Raw genomic sequence first — 16,998 nt, forward strand, 5'->3', positions numbered from 1 at the left:
GAAGTAACAAGCGTGTATCGGACATCTCACGCACGGTTCACGGGCCGGGGAGGCCGTCCCCGGCGGGACGCTACTTTCGCTGCTTGGGCCGTGCAGTGGCGGGCGCGGACCAGGGATCTTCGGGCCAGGGATGCCTGGGGTAGCGGCCCCGCATTTCGGCCCGGACCTGGGCGTAGGGTCCGGACCAGAAGGACGCCAGGTCCCCGGTGACAGCCAGCGGCCGCCGGGCCGGTGAGAGCAAGTGGAACAGCACCGGCACCCGGCCATTGACCAGGCGGGGCGTCGCGGCCAGGCCAAAACACTCCTGGAGTTTGACGGCCACCACCGGCGGCGCCGTCACATCAGACCACTCGGGGTAGTCAATCCGCACCCTGGAGCCGCTGGGAACTTCCAGTGATTCAGGCGCGAGCTCCTCCATCCTGGCTGCCTCCGGCCACGGAAGCAGCCGCCGCAGGGGCTCGGCAAGGTTAATCGTGTTGACGTCCGCGCCGGCCGCAAGCGACTCAAGCTCGGGTCCCAGCCAGTCCTGCAGCCTGCGGAGGAGTCCGGCCTCCGACACGTCCGGCCACGGCTCCCCCAGCTCGCGATGCAGGAAGGCGAGCCGCCTGCGCAAGGCGTCCGCCGTCGTCGACCAGGCGAGGGCGGCGAGTCCTTCCTTCCGCAGCGCTGCTGCCACCGCGGCGCGGCCCTCGGCAGGCGACGGCCGCACGGGGGTGGACGCGAGGACAATAGCGCCCAGCCGCCGGACTTTGCGCGCGGTGACCCGGCCCTGCGTCAAGGCCGCCTCCACGTTCTCGACCAGGAGGTGGGATGCGGCTGATTCGGCGAGGTCGGCGGAGAGCGGGGCTGCGGCGCGGATCACGGCACCGGTACCGGCCGAGTCCCTGCCGTCGCCTCGGGACACCTCAGCCACTGCCAGCCATTCGTGCCCGGCAAGGCTGCTTCCAGCAGGGAGTCCGGCCCGGGTGCCGGAGGACAGCAAGTACCGCTCGGGACCGTCGCCGGGAACCCTGCGTGCCACGCGGTCCGGGAAGGCGAGGGCGACGACGGCGCCCACCAGTGCGGTCCCGCCGGCGAGAGGCGGGAGGCCGGGAATGTCAGCCAGCGGCCCTCCTTGCTGCGCCAGGACCCGGAGGCGGCGGCTCTCGTCTGCCCAGCGCCGGCCGGCCGGTCCCTTATCGCTTCGGAGGTCGGACAGGAGGCGCGGCAGGTCCGCACCGGGAGCGCGCGCGTCACTGGCCACGGCGGCCACCACCTCGGCTGCCGCCCCGGGACCGGCGGCAGCGGCGCCGTCGAGCAATGCGCGGCCGAGCCGCGGATCAACCGGAAGGCCCGCCAGGGTCCTGCCGGCCGCGGTCGCGTGGCCATCCCCGGACACGGCACCAAGTTCGAGCAGGATTTCCATGGCATCTTCCATGGCCTGCTCGGGCGGGGAGTCCGGCAGGGCGAGGCCCTTCCCGCGCGGTGACCCCCAGCACGCCATCACCAGGGCGGCTCCGGCAAGGTCCGCCACGGTGATTTCCGGGGTCACGTGGGCCGGGGCGGCGCCGAACGCCTGCTGGCTGTAGCAGCGGACCACGGTCCCGGGGCCCTGGCGGGCCGCGCGTCCCGCACGCTGGTCGGCAGAAGCGCGGGAGCAGGAAACCGTCACCAGCCCGTTCATTCCCCGGGCGGCGTCGCGCCGCGGTTCACGGGCCAGCCCCGAATCGATGACCAGCCGGACCCCAGGCACGGTCAGCGACGACTCGGCCAGGTCCGTGGAAACGATGATCCTCGGGTTCTCCCCCGGCCGGCGGCCGGACACCGCCCGGTCCTGCTCGGCCGGGCCCACCCTGCCGTGGAGTTCCAGCACGTCAGTCCCCGGGCCCACCCGGATTCGGAGCCCCGCCGCAACCCGGGACACTTCCCAGGCCCCGGGGACGAAGACGAGCGCGTCGGCAGCGCGGTCCATTGCCAGTGCTTGCCGGTGGGCCCCGGCGGCGGTGTCTGCGATGAAATCCAGGAAAGCACGCGTCACTCCCCTGCCGTCCAACCGCGGGCCGGGCGCAGGACACCACTCCGTCTCCAGCGGATGGAGGGCCGAGGGGCAGCCGACAACGGGAGCCGGCCCGCCGCCGTCGTGGTCTCCCAGGAGGGCAGCGAACCTGGGGGCGTCCAGGGTGGCGGACATGGCGACGACGGTGAGGTCGCCGCGCAGCTGGCGGACTTCGGTGAGCATGCCAAACAGGAGATCCGTTTCCAGGCCGCGTTCGTGCACCTCGTCCAGAACCACTGCGCCGGCCGCCGTCAGGTCCGGATCGGCCAGCAGGCGTCGCAGCAGGATGCCGGGCGTGACGAATTCGATAAGGGTCTCGGGTCCAGTCCGGCGCTCTCCCCGCACCGTGTAACCCACACGGCTGCCTAGCGGGCTGCCGTCAAGGTCAGCGAGCCGGCGGGCTGCGGCGCGGGCGGCGACCCGCCGCGGCTGGGTGACAACAATCCTGCGGGGCGCTGCGGGGGCGCCGGCCGGAGGGCGTGCCACGAGGTTGGCGAGAAGTGGTGGAACCAGTGTGGTCTTGCCCGTTCCCGGCGGCGCCTGGACTACCGCCGTTCCTCCCGCCGCGCCATCGCCCAGCGCTTCGGCCAAAGCCGCGAGCGAGCCGGCAAAGGGCAGGCCGGCGCCGATGGCCGGGAGGTCGAAGGCCCGGCCGGGTTGGGGCACCGGCGGGCCGCTGGGGGAAGTCATGCCTCCATTTTGCCCGGCCCGTCAGTCCGTTGCGGACAACGAGCCCCGCCAGGCACGGGGTTCCGGGCGCAGGGTTCCCTGGCACCGGGCCCATCACAGCGGATGTTTCAGGGCTTTCCGGCGCCCTTGCCCTTTTCCTTGGCCTCCTTGGCGGCCTCCGGAAGGTTCTGTTCCTGCGGCGCGGGTTCGGGTGCCGGCCCCGCAGCAGCGGCGGGCGCTTCCGGCTGGAGCGGGACCGGCCGGGGCTGGACAGGCTGGGTTTCCGGTGCCGGCGCCGGCTCAGGCGCGGCGACGTTCACCGTTGGCGTCTCCGCCGCCGCGACAGCTGCTGCGGCATCTGCGGCAGAGGCTGACTGCGCGGTGAGGGTGCGGGTGACATCAGCCCGGACAGCCTCCAGTGCAGCATCGATGCCCCGGTACCGGGCCGCGGAGATTGATCCCTGGCCGGCCGCCAGGTCGAGGTCCCGCTCCAGCGCCTCAAGGGCATCGAGAACCCCGTCCAGCCTGTTCTCCGCAGCGGCCTGGGTGACGTTGAGAACGCGGATCTGGAAACCGCGGAGGGTGGCCCCATCCGACCCGGCACCGGCCATACCCGGAGAAACACTGACGGCGCCTGCAACAAGGGTGGCCGCGGCCACTGCGGCGGCCAGCCCGGTCCATGACCTTCGGTGTGGGCGCCTTGGCGGGGAGCCCTGCGCCCCACCCGGCAGCAGATGGTCAGGCGGCATGCCTGCCCCGCAAGGGAACGACGGCGGCAGGCCGGGGGTAGAGGACGGTCACGGCTGCGCTGTCCCCCGCAGCCCTGTCCCCTGCAGGTACGGCAGCGGCTTGCAGTGCCGGAACCCCGGAAAGGGCCGCGGGTGACGTCCGGGCTGCCGTTCCGGCAACCATCCGCCGAATGGCATACCGGACCACGGCCGCCAACAACTGGCCGAGGCCGAGTCCGAGCAGCACATGGCCGGCGAGGTACTGTCCCCCGTGGCCCACGGCGCCGTACGGAGCGCTGGCGGCCAGGCCTGCTCCGGCTGCGGCCACCAGGGACCAGATGGCAACAACAACTGCACTCATTCGACCCGCTCCCGCCACTCCAATTAATCAGCAAGCTTAGTACTAATGGTCAGCAAGCTTACTACCTGAAATGGATGATGCAAGCGTGGCGCGGCGGGAAAACAGCCGCTGCGGCCCCCTGTGCCCGCCGCCGGATGGATCAGCCGGCAGCTTCGAGCAGCCGCTCCGCGGTGGCCAGCCCGGCGTACCGGCCCTTGAAGAAGACCAGCGGTTCTGCGTCCTGGCGGGCGCTCAGGTGCCGGACAGCCGCCACCACGATGGTGTGGTCGCCGCCGTCGTACTCGGCATGGAGTTCGCAGTCGATCCAGGCCAGGGCGTCGTCCAGGATGGGATTCCCCAGAGGGGAGGCAGTGTGGCTGACGCCGGCAAACTTGTCCGCACCGGACCGCGCGAACTGTCCTGCAAGGTGCTGGTGGCCGGCCGGAAGGACGTTGACGGTAAAGGACCCGGCTCTCCGCAGCAGGGGCCAGGTGCTGGAGGTGCGGGCAGGGCTGAACGTGACGAGCGCAGGTTCCAGGGACAACGATGCGAACGACTGGCAGGTGAAACCGGCCGGCCCCTGGTCCGTTGAGCTGGTGATGACGGTCAGCCCGGTAGCAAAGGTCCCCAGGATGTCCCGGAGTCGGCGGGGTGCAAGATCTGATGTGGCTGTCATGAAGTTGGCCTCTCGTGTGGATCGTTACCCCACCAAACCATCGCCTAACCCGGCTCTTCAAGCACGCTGACACGGGCCGACGCGAACCGAAACCAGGGGTCATGCGGCTACATCCGCCGTAACCCGCCGGGCCTATTGCCGCAGGTCAAGCGCCGCCAGGAGCCGCCTGACCGAGCCGCCCAGGTTCCACTCAGTGGCGAGCCGTTCGAGTTCGGCCCGTGGTTGATCCGGCACGGGGTTCAGTTCCGCACCCGCCTGTTCGGGACTCGGCAGGTCCAGGTCCCGCACCAGCCTCACCACGGCGGGGGCCACCGAGAGGTAGTCCGCGGCGGCGGCCAGCTTGGCCTTCACGGGGCCAGCCATGCCGCTGCCGGGGTGCCCGGCCGCCTCCAGCAGGCCCTCCAGGGTTCCGTATTTCAGCAGCAGCGCGGCCGCGGTTTTTTCGCCGATTCCTGCAACCCCGGGCAGGCCATCGGAGGCGTCACCACGCAGTGTTGCGTAGTCGGCGTACTGCTGGGGCAGCACCCCGTACTTGGCCACCACCACTTCTTCGGTAATGACCTCGAGGTTCTTCATGCCGCGGGCGGTGTAGATCACGCGGACCTGCCGTTCGTCGTCGCAGACCTGGAAGAGGTCGCGGTCACCGGTGACCACGTCGACGGGAAGGTCCGCATGGCTCGCATAGGTGCCCACAACGTCGTCGGCCTCATGGTCGGGGGCGCCCACAATGGCGATGCCGGCGAGCCCAAGAACCCGGCGGATCATGGGAAGCTGCGCCTCCAGCGCGTCGGGGACAACTTCGACGTCCGGGGCACCCGTGACGGCCTCCGCCACCCGGTGGGCCTTGTAGGTGGGCAGGAGATCCACCCGCCACTGCGGCCTCCAGTCGTCGTCCCAGCAGGCAATGAGGTGCGTTGCCCCATAGTCCGTGGTGAGCCGGGCGATCATGTCCAACAGTCCGCGGACGGCGTTGACCGGTGTGCCGTCCGCGCGGCGGATCGTGTCCGGCAGTCCGTAGAAGGCGCGGAAGTACAGCGATGCGGTGTCCAGCAGCATGAGGCGGTCAGGCATGCTTCGATCCTCACATGAATCAGCCCGGCAACGGGGCAACGGCGCCGGCACTTTGCCGGCTGTCCCGGCTAGGAAGCCCAGTCGGAGTCCCCGAAGGCCTGTCCCCGGAAGTGTGCCCGTAGATACTCCCCCACCACCGCGGCGCCAAGATTCCCTGCCTCGGGAGCGACAACCCGGCCGCCCACCCTGCGCACCATGCGCTGGACGAACCGTTCCAGGCTGGGGTCGGCCCCCAGCCGGAAGAATGTGGCCTGCGTGCCGGCCCTGCCCAGCCGGTCGAGCTCCGCGACCGTGACTCGGATGGTTTCCGGGTCGGAGGGCCAGCAGAACCACGCCTCGCCCTCCGGCAGCAGATGGGCTGTAGGTTCGCCGTCGGTCACCACCAGGAGGACAGGCTGCATGGACGGGTGTCTGCGGAAGAAACGGCCTGCAAGCAGCAATCCGTGATGCAGGTTGGTTCCCTGCTCCCGCAGCGGCGGGAGGGCGGTGAGTCCCTCGATGTCCATTGCCTGGGCATGGCGGCCGAACGTGATCAGTTCCAGCCTGTCGCCGCGGAAACGGGTGGAGACCAGGTGGTGCAGCGCCAGCGCGGTGCGTTTCATCGGAACCCATCTCCCCTCGGCCGCCATCGAAAAGGACACATCCACAAGGAGGACGACGGCGGCCTGCGTCCGCGCTTCAGTTTCGCTCACTTCGATGTCCGCCGGGGTGAGGCGGAGGCCGCTGCCAGGGGTTCCGCCGCCGGCAGCGGTGCGGCTGATCGCGTTGGTCAGCGTGCGGGTGACGTCCCAGGGCTCTGCGTCCCCGAACTCCCACTGACGGCTGGATCCGGTCTGCTCCCCGGCCGCGCCGGCAACCCGGGTATCCCGGCGCCCCTGCCGCCCTGACAGCTGCTTGGCCGTATCCCGCAGCAGGGACTTCCCCAGCCGCCGCATGGCCTGCGGTGAGAGCCGCAGGTCCCCGTCCGCGCCCCGCCTCAGGTACCCGCCGTCCTGCATGGCCCGTTCGATGTCGGCCAGCGTGCGGGCGGTGACGGCGGCGTCCTGCCCGACCTGGCGCGCCAGGGCATCCAGGTCCAGGTCGCCGAGGGTGGAGCCGTTGTAGGACTGGGAGAGCTGTTCGGCCAGCCCGTCCAGTTCGGCGATGTCCTGGAGCACACCGGTGCCGTCGCCGAGGCCCAGCCCTTCCTGGCCCTCGAAGCGTTCCGAGCCTGTCCAGTCTTCGCCGGGGCGGAGGGCGCGCAGGTTATCGTCGAGTTGGCCGAGCTGGGCCATGAGTTCCGGCGAGCCGAACGCCTGGGCCGAGAGGTTCATCAGCTCCTCCCGCTGCTCCCGGGACATGGACTGCAGGAGCCGCTGGGCAGCAGCGGCCCGCGCGGCAAGGGCGTCAATCAGCTCCTCAACCGACTGGGGGTTTTCAGGGAAGAAGCTGCCGTGGCGGGCCATGAACTCCTGGAAGTCGGCGTCGGTATCCTCGCCGCGCCGGTGTTTGTCCAGCAGCGTGTTCAGGTCGCGCAGCATGGCGCTGACAGCTTCCCGGTCCTGCTCCGTGGCACCCTCCAGAGCCTGCTTCATGCCGGCGAACCGCTGGTCCAGGGCCTCGCGGCCCAGCAGGTCCTTGATCCGTTCGTAGGCTTCCCGTGCAGCGCCGGACTGCCAGTCGTAAGAGGCCAGGTCGTTCACCGCCGCGGCTGTGGATGCGGGCAGGTTCTGCAGCTGCAGCTCCCGGAAGGCGCGCTCCGTGTTGTCCATCATGGCATCGCGGGCCAGCTGCTTTCGTTCCTCCAGAACGGCAGTGTCCAGGAGTTTCTTGACCTCGTTGAGGGTGCCGTCCAGGTTGTGGCGGGCCAGCAGGTCATTGCGGTGCTGCTGGACGCGCCTGGCGAGGTCATCCAGTCCTTCCCGGTTCCGCCCGCCGCGCCGGAGGAACTCCTGCAGGGCGTGGCGCGGCGAGTACCCCGCCATGACGTCCTCGGCGACGGCGTCCAGCGCCTCGGCGAGGTCAACAGGGGGCGCGAGCGGATCCGGACCGCCCGTGTACCGGCCGTACCTGGCGGAATGGTTATGGATGTTCATGGTGCCGCCCGTCCCTCGCTTCAGCCATCTGCCCGGCCACGCACGGTGGCGCCCTACCCGTACACCGTTTCTTCGTCGTCGGACTCCTTGGAGATCCGCCGGGCCAGGTAGAGCCCTTCCAGCGCCAGTTCGATGGCGGCGGCCCGCTGGCCCTCGTTCCCGGCGCCGAGGCGGCTGCCGATCTCGTCGTAGAGCCCGGACCCGTTCAAGGACGGCAGGTTCCCGAGGAATTCACGTGCTGTCACGTGCTCCCCGGTGGTCACGGTGGTGTGCCCGTCCAGCGCTGCCACCAGCGGGCCCAGGTCAAGGCCCTGGAAATGCGCCCGCACGGCTTCGGCCGTGGCCGTGCGCAGCAGGTGGTCAAGGACGGCCTGTTCACGCCCTTCCTCACCGGATTCGAATTCGATCTTGCCGCTGAGGACTTCAACGGCGGTGTCCAGGTCCACGATCCGCGCGACGGCCTCGGCTTCGCCGCGCATGCTGGCTCGGCGGAGGGCCGCGGCGGCCACTGTTTCGGCGCCGGCAATGGCGAACCGCGCCGACACCCCGGAGGTCTGGTTGATCGCCGGGGACTGCCTCAGCGCACGGGTGTAGCGGGCCAGGATTTCGAGGATCACCGGCGGGACGTCGGCCACCAGGTGCCCCTCCTGCCGGATCACGGACACCTCGTCGTCGAGCTCTATGGGGTAATGCGTCCTGATCTCCGCGCCGAAGCGGTCCTTCAGCGGCGTGATGATCCTGCCGCGGTTGGTGTAGTCCTCCGGGTTGGCGGACGCGACCACCAGCACGTCCAGCGGAAGCCGGAGCACGTAGCCGCGGATCTGGATGTCCCGCTCCTCCATCACGTTGAGCATGGACACCTGGATCCGTTCGGCAAGGTCCGGCAGTTCGTTGATGGCGATGATGCCGCGGTTGGAGCGCGGGACAAGGCCGTAGTGGATGGTTTCCGGGTCCCCGAGGCGCCGCCCCTCAGCCACCCGCATCGGGTCGACGTCGCCAATGAGGTCCGCAACGGAGGTGTCCGGCGTCGCGAGTTTCTCCACGTAGCGTTCCGAACGGTGGCGCCAGGCTACCCGCAGCCGGTCGCCCTCGGTCAGGGCAAGGGCGCGGGAATGCTCGGTAATCGGATCGAACGGGTGTTCATTCAGTTCGGACCCCTCGATGATGGGTGACCATTCATCCAGGAGCCCGGCCAGGGTGCGCAGGAGCCGCGTCTTGCCCTGCCCCCGCTCGCCGAGCAGGACCACGTCATGCCCGGCAAGCAGGGCACGCTCGAGCTGGGGAAGCACCGTCCGGCCGAAGCCGTAGATCCCCGGCCACGGATCCTTGCCGGCCGCGAGCGCGGCGAGCAGGTTTCCGCGGATTTCCTGGCGCAGGTCCTTGAGGACGTGGCCGGAGGCACGCAATTCACCAGCGGTGAAGATATCGGGACGATCAGTCACCCCTCCACCGTAGCCCCGCACTATGGGTGACAAAAGCCCCTGCCGGTGCGCGCTTCCATCCCCCAGCATTGGTGCAGAGGTTGCCGCGTGGAACATGGAGGTGATGGCGTGTCCAGGGAGCCCGCAGGGAACGCGCTAAAAGTCTCGGTGGTCATTCCCACCCGCAATGACGCCGCAATGCTCAGGGCGTGCCTGCACCTGCTGTCCCGGCAAACCCGGCCCGCGGACGAGATCATCGTGGTGGACAATGCCAGCAGCGACGATACCGCCGCCGTTTGCAGCGCAGCCGGGGTACGGCGGATTCCCGTCCATGTGCCGGGCATTCCGGCCACCACGGCTGCCGGCTTCGATGCGGCGGCGGGAGACATCATTGCCCGGCTGGACACGGACTCCAGGCCCCCGGCGGACTGGCTGGAACGGGTGGAAACCGTCCTTGGCGCCGCGGGCCCGCTGTCCCTGGTGACTGGACCCGGCGAGTTCTACGGCGGGCGCCGCTGGGTCCGGTGGGCCGGAAGGCATGTCTTCCTGGGCGGTTACTTCTCGGTGGTGGGATTCCTCCTGGGCCACACGCCCGTTTACGGGTCGAACTTCGCGCTGCGGCGTGCGGTGTGGCAGGAGATCGGCGGAAGCGTGGTGAGGGACAACGCCGATGTCCACGACGACCTTGACATCTCGTACCACCTCCGCCCGGAGATGACGGTCATCTATGACCCCACCCTGGCGATGGGCGTCTCCTCCCGGCCGCTCACCAGCTGGCCGTCCTTCCGCCGCCATATCCGCATGTCGCTGACCACCTTCCGGGTGGAGTTCGGGGAGGAACCTCCGCTCCGGCGCCGCCGGGAGCGGGTACGGGCACGGCGTGGAAGGGAGTCCCGGCGCAGGCGGGCAGGAACAGGCGACGGCGGATAGCGCTCACGCAGGCCCGCTGTCCTTCGCGTACAGGGCAAGAAGATCGCGGCTGAACTGGTGAGGGGACGTCTCGCACGGACTGTGCCCGCCCCGGTAAACGGCGATCCTGCCACCAATGGCCTGGGCGAACAGCCGGTGCAGCTGCAAGGGCCAGAGATCGTGTTCGCCCACCGCCACGAATTTCGGGAGGTCCGCGGCGGCCAGGAGGCCGCGCAGGTCCGGGACGTTCTTCATCAGCACGTAGATGTCACGGACCGCTGCGCGCCGGGTGAAGCGGAACCGGTAGTTGACGAACTTCTGCCGGCTCCTGGGCACGCGGACGAAGCTCCGTCGGATGCCCCAGATGAGCAGGGCCGCACCGATCCGTCCATTGGCCCAGCTGCTGAACCTGCCAATCCGGCTCACGCTCCGGAAGCTCTGCCCGGGCTCCGGCGGACAGCTCAGGAGCGTGAGCGTCCGGAACAGGTCCGGCCGCTGCGAGTAGGCAATCTGGACAACGATCGCGGCGAATGAATAGCCCACCACGTGGGCCGGTTTCCCGGCACTTTCAAGGATGGCAAGGAAGTCGCCCACGAAGAGTCCGTAGTCGTAGTGCAGCCGTGGCGGCACCAGGTTTTCGGGTCCCGCCGCGGCCGATTCGTACTGGCCGGCCATGTCGTAGCTCAGCACAAAGTAGCCGGCTGCGGCCAGGTCCGGCATCATCAGCGAAAAGTCCTCTTTGGAGCCCGTGGCGCCCGGAACCAGGATGATCCAGGGGTCAAGGGGGCTGCCCATGGCCCGTGCCGCGAGCTGCCCGCTGGGTGCCGGGATCCGGAGGGACCGCGATCCCGGCGGCGGGCTGGCCCAGTCGACGTCGCCCAGCCCTGCATCGAGGAGGGCAGCCTCGTCCACGCGGGCCGAACCGAACTCGTCAGGGCTGACCCCCAACGGCGGCTGGTCCTGGGCTCCCATCGTCCCAAGATAGCCCCGATGCCCGCGTTTCGTGAGAGGCGTGGTCCGCGGGGCGCTGCGTGACCTTGCGGACGAAGTCGTGCAGCCGGAGGTACACCTCCTGGGATTCCGGATAACGGTAGTCCTGCTGCCACGTGTGTTCCGTGTTGGCGTTGGACCACTGGTAGATCAGGGTGTCCACCGGAACGCCGTGGAATGTGAGCCTGCTGATGAAATTGATGTTGGCCTCGTACAGGAAGTCACGTTCCGAGGTAGTGACGAATACCGGCGGGAACCGCTCGTCGAGCCACTCGATGGGGGACATGAAGCCGGCCTGGGTCTTCAGCCATTCGATGGATTCCGGCGTGGTGAAGGGGTTTCGGATCCGGCTCCGTGCCGGGCCTGCCGGGGGCAGCAGCATGCGGACAAAGTTCAGGCTCATGATGAAGCCGCTCTTGAAGAACACGGAAAAATCAACCACGCTGCAGTGCTGCACAAGGCCCCTCAGGTGATGCCCGGCCACGGCAGGGCGGAGGGAGTAGTGTGCTGCTAGCTCGGGCCGCACCGTGGCAGCCGTGAGCAAAGCGGCGATCTGTCCCCCGGCGGAGTCGCCACCCAGGACCACGCATTCGGGATCACCCCCGTAACGCCCAATGTTGCTGCGGACCCACGCTACCGCGGCGTTGGCGTCATGGAGCACATGGCCCATGTGGAAGCGGGGCGGCCTGCGGTAGTTGACGTTGACTACCACCATCCCGCCCGACGCCTGGTTGGCGCAGTACTTGGTGACGGCCGATTTGTCCCCGGAGGTCCACCCTCCGCCGTGGAAATACACGTAGACGGGAAGGGCCCTGGCCCCGTGAAGCACGGTGTTCCGGGGCGTGAGCACGTCGAGCCGGTGCCCGGCAGCCCCGTCGTCTGCGTAGGGGATGTCATGGACGTAATCGACGTCGGTGCGGGGATCCATGTTGAACCTGGCCCGTTCGCGGGAGCTCACGCCCGCCATCAGGAGCCGCCAGCTCCACACCGGTACCCGGCGCAACAAGCCCCGCACTTTCCGTGCCGGCGAAAAGGTGCTGCGTGGATCCCGGACCGCCCTGGTCATCCCTTAATGGTACCGGGCGGGACCCTTCACAAGCGGCCTGGCAGTGGTGCGGGAGGTCAGTCCAGGTCGGTGGGCGCTGCCCGGTCATCCACGGCTGCGGTGAGATGGTCAATGCGATCGAGGGCTGCGGTCAACTGCTCAACGGCCGACCACAGGCCCGGGTGCTGTTCCCTGATCTGCTCCAGCGTGGCCCCGGCAGACCGGAGGGTGGCAAGGTCGAAGCTGACGTTCGTACGCGCCCCCGCTACCGCCGCCCTCAGGGCGCCGAATCCGACGACGACATCGGCGATGAGCGCCGGGTTGCCGTTGGCGGCAAGCCAGCCAAGGTCGTCAATGGCAGCGACAGCCCGCTCCCCCAGGAAGGCCGATGCCCTGGCTGCATCGACGGAGGCGCGGTGGATCGCCTGATCCCGTTCCGGGCCCTTTTCGAGCCGAAAGGCGGCGCCGAACGCTTCGGAGGCGGCAGCGTCGTCGTCGGCCAATTTAAGGGCGGCCTCCCGAAGAGCATGGGCGCGGGCATGCAGGGAGGCGAGTTCTGCCCGCTGGTCCTCCTGCGGTTCCGTGTAGCCGGCAACCATTGATGCCAGTGATGCGGCAATGGCAAGCATCACCCCGGTCCCGGCACCTCCGCCCGGTGAACCTTTGGACTCCGCCAGGGCACGCGTCCATTCCTCCACTGTTGAGCGCTGGGTGGTTACGGCATCGGTATCAGTCATGCCATCAAGTGTGCCCGGTGCCGGCCCGTCATCGTGGTTCATGTGGCGGGGCATCCACCGCCGGGGCGCTCCGCGGGTCAGTCGCTGCCCCCGCCAGACTGTCCCGGACCGTCCAGGACCGTGGGGATGTAGTCAAGCAGCTGCAGCCTCCCGTCGAAGGTCCGGCTGTCCACCATCTCGAGCGCAACGTCCGGATAGCCGTCGAAGATCCGTTCCCTGCCGGTGCGGCCCGTGATGACAGGGAACACCACCAGCCGGAACCTGTTTACCAGGCCGGCGTTCAGCAGCGACCGGCACAGGCTCAGGCTGCCGAGGGTGCTCAGGCGACCGGTGCCGTTCCGTTTCATGTCCTTCACGGCCCCCACGGCGTCCCCGCTGACCAGCGTCGAGTTCGGCCAGGGCAGCGGCCCCTGCAGCGTGGAGGAAAAGACGACCTTGGGCACGGCTGCAAGGCCGGTAAGGCTCGCCCCTTCTTCGTCGGAAAACCCCGTGCCTCCTGCCGCGGCTTCCTCCGACATGCCGGACATCAGCCGGTAGGTGTTCGCACCCAGAAGGTACGTGCACTCCTTGTGGCCCTCCTGCTCGAGCCAGGCCAGGTACTCCGGCCCTTCAAGGCCCCACCAGCCGGGCCATCCCTCCGCCGAGGCACAGCCGTCAAGCGAAATGATGAGGTCAACCATCAGCTCAACCGGGGATGGTTCCCGTTCAGACGCCGCACCCATGGCCGTCTCCTTTGGTGGCAGGTGCCGGCAATCGTAGCCCCGTGCCGGCAGGACCTTCAAGGCACGCGGTTGGTGACACACGTGCGCTACAAGGTGGTCCGCCGGGTGCTACCGTCCACCCTCGATCCTGCGGCTGCGCTGCTCGTCCGCCATCGGGCCGTACGGATAGACCCCTGTCCGGGGCTGGCTGACCCGGGTTAAATGGCCGGCCTCTTCCGTGCTGAGCTGCAGGCCCGCTGCGGCAAGGTTGTCGGCGAGCTGCTCCGTGGTGCGGGCACCCAGGATCACCGAGGTCACAGCAGGCCTGTCCAGGAGCCACGCCAGCGCCACTTGGGAAGGACTCACTCCGCGGGCGGCCGCAATGTCTTCCACGGCACCGATGACCTCCCAGGTGCCGGGATTGCTGTTGCGTGCCTTCCAGGCCTCCATGCCGCGTTCGGGGTTCTCGCCGAGCCGTGTTGCACCCTTGGGGGCCTGGTCCCGCTTGTACTTGCCGGACAACCAGCCGCCTCCCAAAGGTGACCATGGCAGCAGCCCGATACCGGCGTCGAGCGCGGCGGGGACGATTTCGGATTCAATGTCCCGCACCAGCAGGCTGTACTGGGGCTGCAGGGTCACCGCCGGAGTCCAGCCGTGGGCGCGGGCAAGGTGGACGGCCTTGGTCAGCTGCCACCCCAGGAAGTTGGAGAAGCCGTAATAGGCGATCTTTCCGCGGCTGACCGAGTCGTCAAGGAAGCGCAGCGTCTCCTCGAGCGGGCTGATCGGGTCCCAGGCGTGCAGCTGGTACAGGTCGATCTGTTCCACGCCGAGGCGCCGCAGCGAGTCGTCCAGGGCGCGGATCAACCTCCGGCGGGACGTTCCGACGTCGTTCGGTCCCGTCCCCATCGGGAAACGGCCTTTGGTGGCTATCACCGCAGTGTCCTTGAGGTCCGGACGCCTGCCCAGCCAGCGTCCGATGATCTCTTCCGAAACTCCCGTGCTGTAGACGTCAGCCGTGTCGATGAAGTTGCCGCCGGCGTCGAAATAGCTGTCCAGGATGGCGTGTGATGATTCCTCTGTGGCCTCCGCCCCGAACGTCATGGTTCCCAGCGCGAGGGTGGACACGACCGTGCCGCTGTTTCCCAGGGTTCTGTAGTGCATGGTTGGCCTCTTTTGTGTCAGTTGGTGGACCGGGCAGCTGAGTCCCGGGTAGTGGTGCGGATCCGGTAAAGGCTGGTGGTTGCGGTGATGTAGAGGTCCTGGCCGTCCGGGCCTCCGAAGCACACGTTCGATACCTTTTCAGGCACGCGTACCGTGTCCAGGAGTTCGAATGACGGTGAATAGACACGCACTTCCGGCCCGGCTGAGGTCCAGATCCGCCCCTGGACGTCCACGCGCAAGCCGTCGGCAGCATGGTCTTCGTCAAGTTCGACGGCGGGAGCACGGCGTGTGCACGCGCCGCCCCGCACGTCGTAGGAGGCGATCCGCAGCGGCACTCCGTGGTCCGGACCGGCCGTGTCCGTCACGTAAAGGACCGCCTCATCAGGCGAGAACGCCAGCCCGTTCGGATACACGAGGTCCGTCACCACAGCAGTGAGGGACCCGGGGCCAGGCTCGAACCGGAACACGTAGCAGCCCCCGTACTCCTGCTCCCCCTCGTGCCCTTCCCTGGTTCCCGGAAGGATCCCGTAGGGCGGGTCGGTGAACCAGACGCTGGAGTCGCGGGCAACCACGACGTCGTTGGGTGAGTTCAGCCGCCTGCCCTGGAAGGAGTCAACCAGTCCTGTCACTGTCCCCCCGACGTCCCGCTCGACGCGGCGGCTTCCGTGGCTGCACTGCACAACGCTGCCGTCGGCGTCGAGGGTCCGGCCGTTGGTGAACCCGGCTCCGGTGGCGTATTCACGGGTGGTACCCGTGGCCGCCTCGAACTCAAGGATGCGGTTGTTGGGAATATCGCTCCACCGCACGGTCTGCGAGGACGGAACCCACACGGGCCCCTCCGCCCACACCGAGCCCGTGGACAGGCACTTCAGCTTGCCTTCCGTCAGTACGCCCACCAGAGTCCCTTCACGATGCAGGTTGTGGAGCCGTTGCAGTGCCCAATGCCTGGCGCGCCGCCCGGCCCGCGCATTACGGAAAACGATAGCGCGGGGTGGACGATTTTCGGTCCATGCGCTGCACGCAGTAACGCTGATGTAACGCTTCCGGGCGTAAAACTGGCGACGTGTGGGACCACCACGCCGCTGATACGTTCACTGCCGCAGCTGCGCCACTGGCGCAGACCGTTCCGTGTAGAGGCCAAGGAGCCCAGGATGTCCAACCTGTTCAACCAGAAAATCATGATTCTGCGCGCGCCTTCCCTCGGCGCAACCCGTGACCCGTTCGATGGACCGGGGGCGTCGCCGGGGCTCGAAAGCACCGCCCAGAACATCGCCGAACGCGCTGTCAGCATGACGGTGGAAAGTGACGAGAACCCCTCCGGCTCAACTCTCAACGCCCTGCGGAACGACCCCACGGTCCTCGGCTTCGCTCCCGCCATGCCCATGAAACTCATCGAACCCTTCGACGCCGATACTGCACCGTCCGCGGCGGCAACGTGGGGCGTCAAGGCCGTGGGCGCACACACCTCGCCGTTCTCCGGTGCCGGGGTGACGGTCGCGGTCCTGGACACCGGCATCGCCGCCAACCACCCGGCCTTCGCCGGCGTCAACCTGGTCACAAAAGACTTCACCGGCGCCGGCAGCGCCGAAGACGACAACGGCCATGGCACCCACTGCGCCGGCACGATCTTTGGCCGCGACATCTCAGGGCAGAGGATCGGCGTCGCAACGGGCGTCCAGAAAGCGGTGATCGGCAAAGTTCTCGGAGGCCCCAACGGCGGCAGCAGCGACATCCTGGCCTCCGCCATGCTCTGGGCCGCCGACAACGGCGCCCACGTCATCTCCATGTCGCTGGGCATCGACTTCCCGGGCTGGGTGGACGAGCTGGTGAAGGTGCACGGCCTGTCCATTCCCGCCGCCACCTCCATAGCGCTTGAAGGCTACCGTGCCAACGTGCGGCTGTTCGAACAGCTCGCCAACCTTCTCAACGCGCGGGCCTCCGTCGCCCAGACGACGATCGTGGTCGCAGCCGCCGGCAATGAGAGCGAACGCACCGGCAACCCCGCATATGAGATCAATGTGGCCCCACCGGCCGCGGCCTTCGGTATTACGTCCGTGGCCGCCCTGGCCGACGGCGGCGGCGGACTTACCGTGGCACCCTTCTCGAACACGATGGCCACGGTGGCCGGTCCCGGCGTCGGGGTCTTCAGTGCCTGGCTCAACGGCGGAACGAAAACGATCAGCGGCACCAGCATGGCCACCCCGCACGTGGCTGGCGTGGCGGCCCTGTGGGCTGAACGGCTCCTGGCGCAGGGCCCCCTCAGCCCCGTGCTCCTCCAGGCCAAACTCATCGCGTCCGGAACGTTCAAGCCCCTCAAGGCCGGCACGGACCCCGTGGACGTTGGGGCGGGCCTGATCCAGGCGCCAACAAATGCAAACTAGCGCGGCCAGGCGTTCCATCCGACGCTGTCAGTCGCCGGCCTGAAGTAGTAGTCCAAGGA

15 protein-coding genes are annotated in these 16,998 nt (G+C 68.6%); 2 read left to right on the plus strand and 13 right to left on the minus strand.

The window, feature by feature from the left end; genetic code table 11:
• Positions 1-70: 70 nt before the first annotated feature.
• The 7 genes from hrpB to HTS88_RS01210 all read right to left on the minus strand — a co-directional run bounded on the left by hrpB (position 71) and on the right by HTS88_RS01210 (position 9,036).
• Complete coding sequence (gene hrpB / locus HTS88_RS01180; protein ID WP_174174639.1) at positions 71-2,725, minus strand: ATP-dependent helicase HrpB; 2,655 nt, start codon at positions 2,723-2,725, stop codon at positions 71-73.
• Between the two features lie 107 nt (positions 2,726-2,832).
• Positions 2,833-3,453 (minus strand): hypothetical protein, encoded by a 621-nt coding sequence (locus HTS88_RS01185; RefSeq protein WP_174174641.1) that lies wholly within the window; start codon positions 3,451-3,453, stop codon positions 2,833-2,835.
• A complete protein-coding gene (locus HTS88_RS01190; RefSeq protein WP_174174643.1) occupies positions 3,443-3,793 on the minus strand; it encodes a hypothetical protein in 351 nt (116 codons plus the stop codon). The genes HTS88_RS01185 and HTS88_RS01190 overlap by 11 nt, the downstream gene beginning before the upstream one ends.
• Before the next feature lie 139 nt (positions 3,794-3,932).
• The gene (locus HTS88_RS01195) at positions 3,933-4,448 is read right to left on the minus strand and encodes a flavin reductase family protein (protein ID WP_174174645.1); all 516 of its coding nucleotides are present in this window, start codon (positions 4,446-4,448) and stop codon (positions 3,933-3,935) included.
• A gap of 132 nt (positions 4,449-4,580) precedes the next feature.
• Positions 4,581-5,519, minus strand: coding sequence for a 5'-3' exonuclease (locus HTS88_RS01200; RefSeq protein ID WP_174174648.1), 939 nt, complete (start codon positions 5,517-5,519; stop codon positions 4,581-4,583).
• A 68-nt stretch (positions 5,520-5,587) separates the two neighbouring features.
• Positions 5,588-7,594 (minus strand): vWA domain-containing protein, encoded by a 2,007-nt coding sequence (locus tag HTS88_RS01205; RefSeq protein WP_174174651.1) that lies wholly within the window; start codon positions 7,592-7,594, stop codon positions 5,588-5,590.
• A gap of 53 nt (positions 7,595-7,647) precedes the next feature.
• Positions 7,648-9,036: a sigma 54-interacting transcriptional regulator gene (locus tag HTS88_RS01210; RefSeq protein ID WP_174174653.1), complete on the minus strand. Its 1,389-nt coding sequence runs from the start codon at positions 9,034-9,036 to the stop codon at positions 7,648-7,650.
• Positions 9,037-9,144: 108 nt separating this feature from the next.
• On the opposite strand from HTS88_RS01210, the gene HTS88_RS01215 reads away from it, so the two are divergent.
• Positions 9,145-9,945, plus strand: a complete 801-nt coding sequence (locus HTS88_RS01215) for a glycosyltransferase family 2 protein (RefSeq protein ID WP_343044858.1) — start codon at positions 9,145-9,147, stop codon at positions 9,943-9,945.
• 3 nt (positions 9,946-9,948) lie between these two features.
• On the opposite strand, the gene HTS88_RS01220 is transcribed toward HTS88_RS01215, so the two are convergent.
• The 6 genes from HTS88_RS01220 to HTS88_RS01245 form a co-directional block, all read right to left on the minus strand.
• Positions 9,949-10,896 carry an alpha/beta fold hydrolase gene (locus HTS88_RS01220; protein ID WP_174174656.1) on the minus strand — a complete coding sequence of 316 codons (948 nt, stop codon included), beginning with the start codon at positions 10,894-10,896 and terminating at the stop codon, positions 9,949-9,951.
• Positions 10,856-11,980 carry an alpha/beta hydrolase gene (locus HTS88_RS01225; protein WP_246255873.1) on the minus strand — a complete coding sequence of 375 codons (1,125 nt, stop codon included), beginning with the start codon at positions 11,978-11,980 and terminating at the stop codon, positions 10,856-10,858. The genes HTS88_RS01220 and HTS88_RS01225 overlap by 41 nt, the downstream gene beginning before the upstream one ends.
• 56 nt (positions 11,981-12,036) lie before the next feature.
• On the minus strand, positions 12,037-12,696 hold the full coding sequence (locus tag HTS88_RS01230; RefSeq protein WP_174174658.1) for a cyclodeaminase/cyclohydrolase family protein: 660 nt from the start codon (positions 12,694-12,696) through the stop codon (positions 12,037-12,039).
• A gap of 77 nt (positions 12,697-12,773) precedes the next feature.
• A complete protein-coding gene (locus HTS88_RS01235) occupies positions 12,774-13,418 on the minus strand; it encodes a dihydrofolate reductase family protein (protein WP_174174660.1) in 645 nt (214 codons plus the stop codon).
• Positions 13,419-13,526: 108 nt separating this feature from the next.
• A complete protein-coding gene (locus HTS88_RS01240) occupies positions 13,527-14,558 on the minus strand; it encodes an aldo/keto reductase (protein ID WP_174174662.1) in 1,032 nt (343 codons plus the stop codon).
• 17 nt (positions 14,559-14,575) lie between these two features.
• The gene (locus HTS88_RS01245) at positions 14,576-15,454 is read right to left on the minus strand and encodes an SMP-30/gluconolactonase/LRE family protein (protein ID WP_374724840.1); all 879 of its coding nucleotides are present in this window, start codon (positions 15,452-15,454) and stop codon (positions 14,576-14,578) included.
• Between the two features lie 255 nt (positions 15,455-15,709).
• On the opposite strand from HTS88_RS01245, the gene HTS88_RS01250 reads away from it, so the two are divergent.
• Positions 15,710-16,939 (plus strand): S8 family peptidase, encoded by a 1,230-nt coding sequence (locus HTS88_RS01250; protein WP_174174664.1) that lies wholly within the window; start codon positions 15,710-15,712, stop codon positions 16,937-16,939.
• Positions 16,940-16,998 lie beyond the last annotated feature (59 nt).

The organism is Pseudarthrobacter oxydans (assembly GCF_013314975.1).
In the GTDB taxonomy this organism is placed as follows: Bacteria; Actinomycetota; Actinomycetes; order Actinomycetales; family Micrococcaceae; genus Arthrobacter; species Arthrobacter oxydans.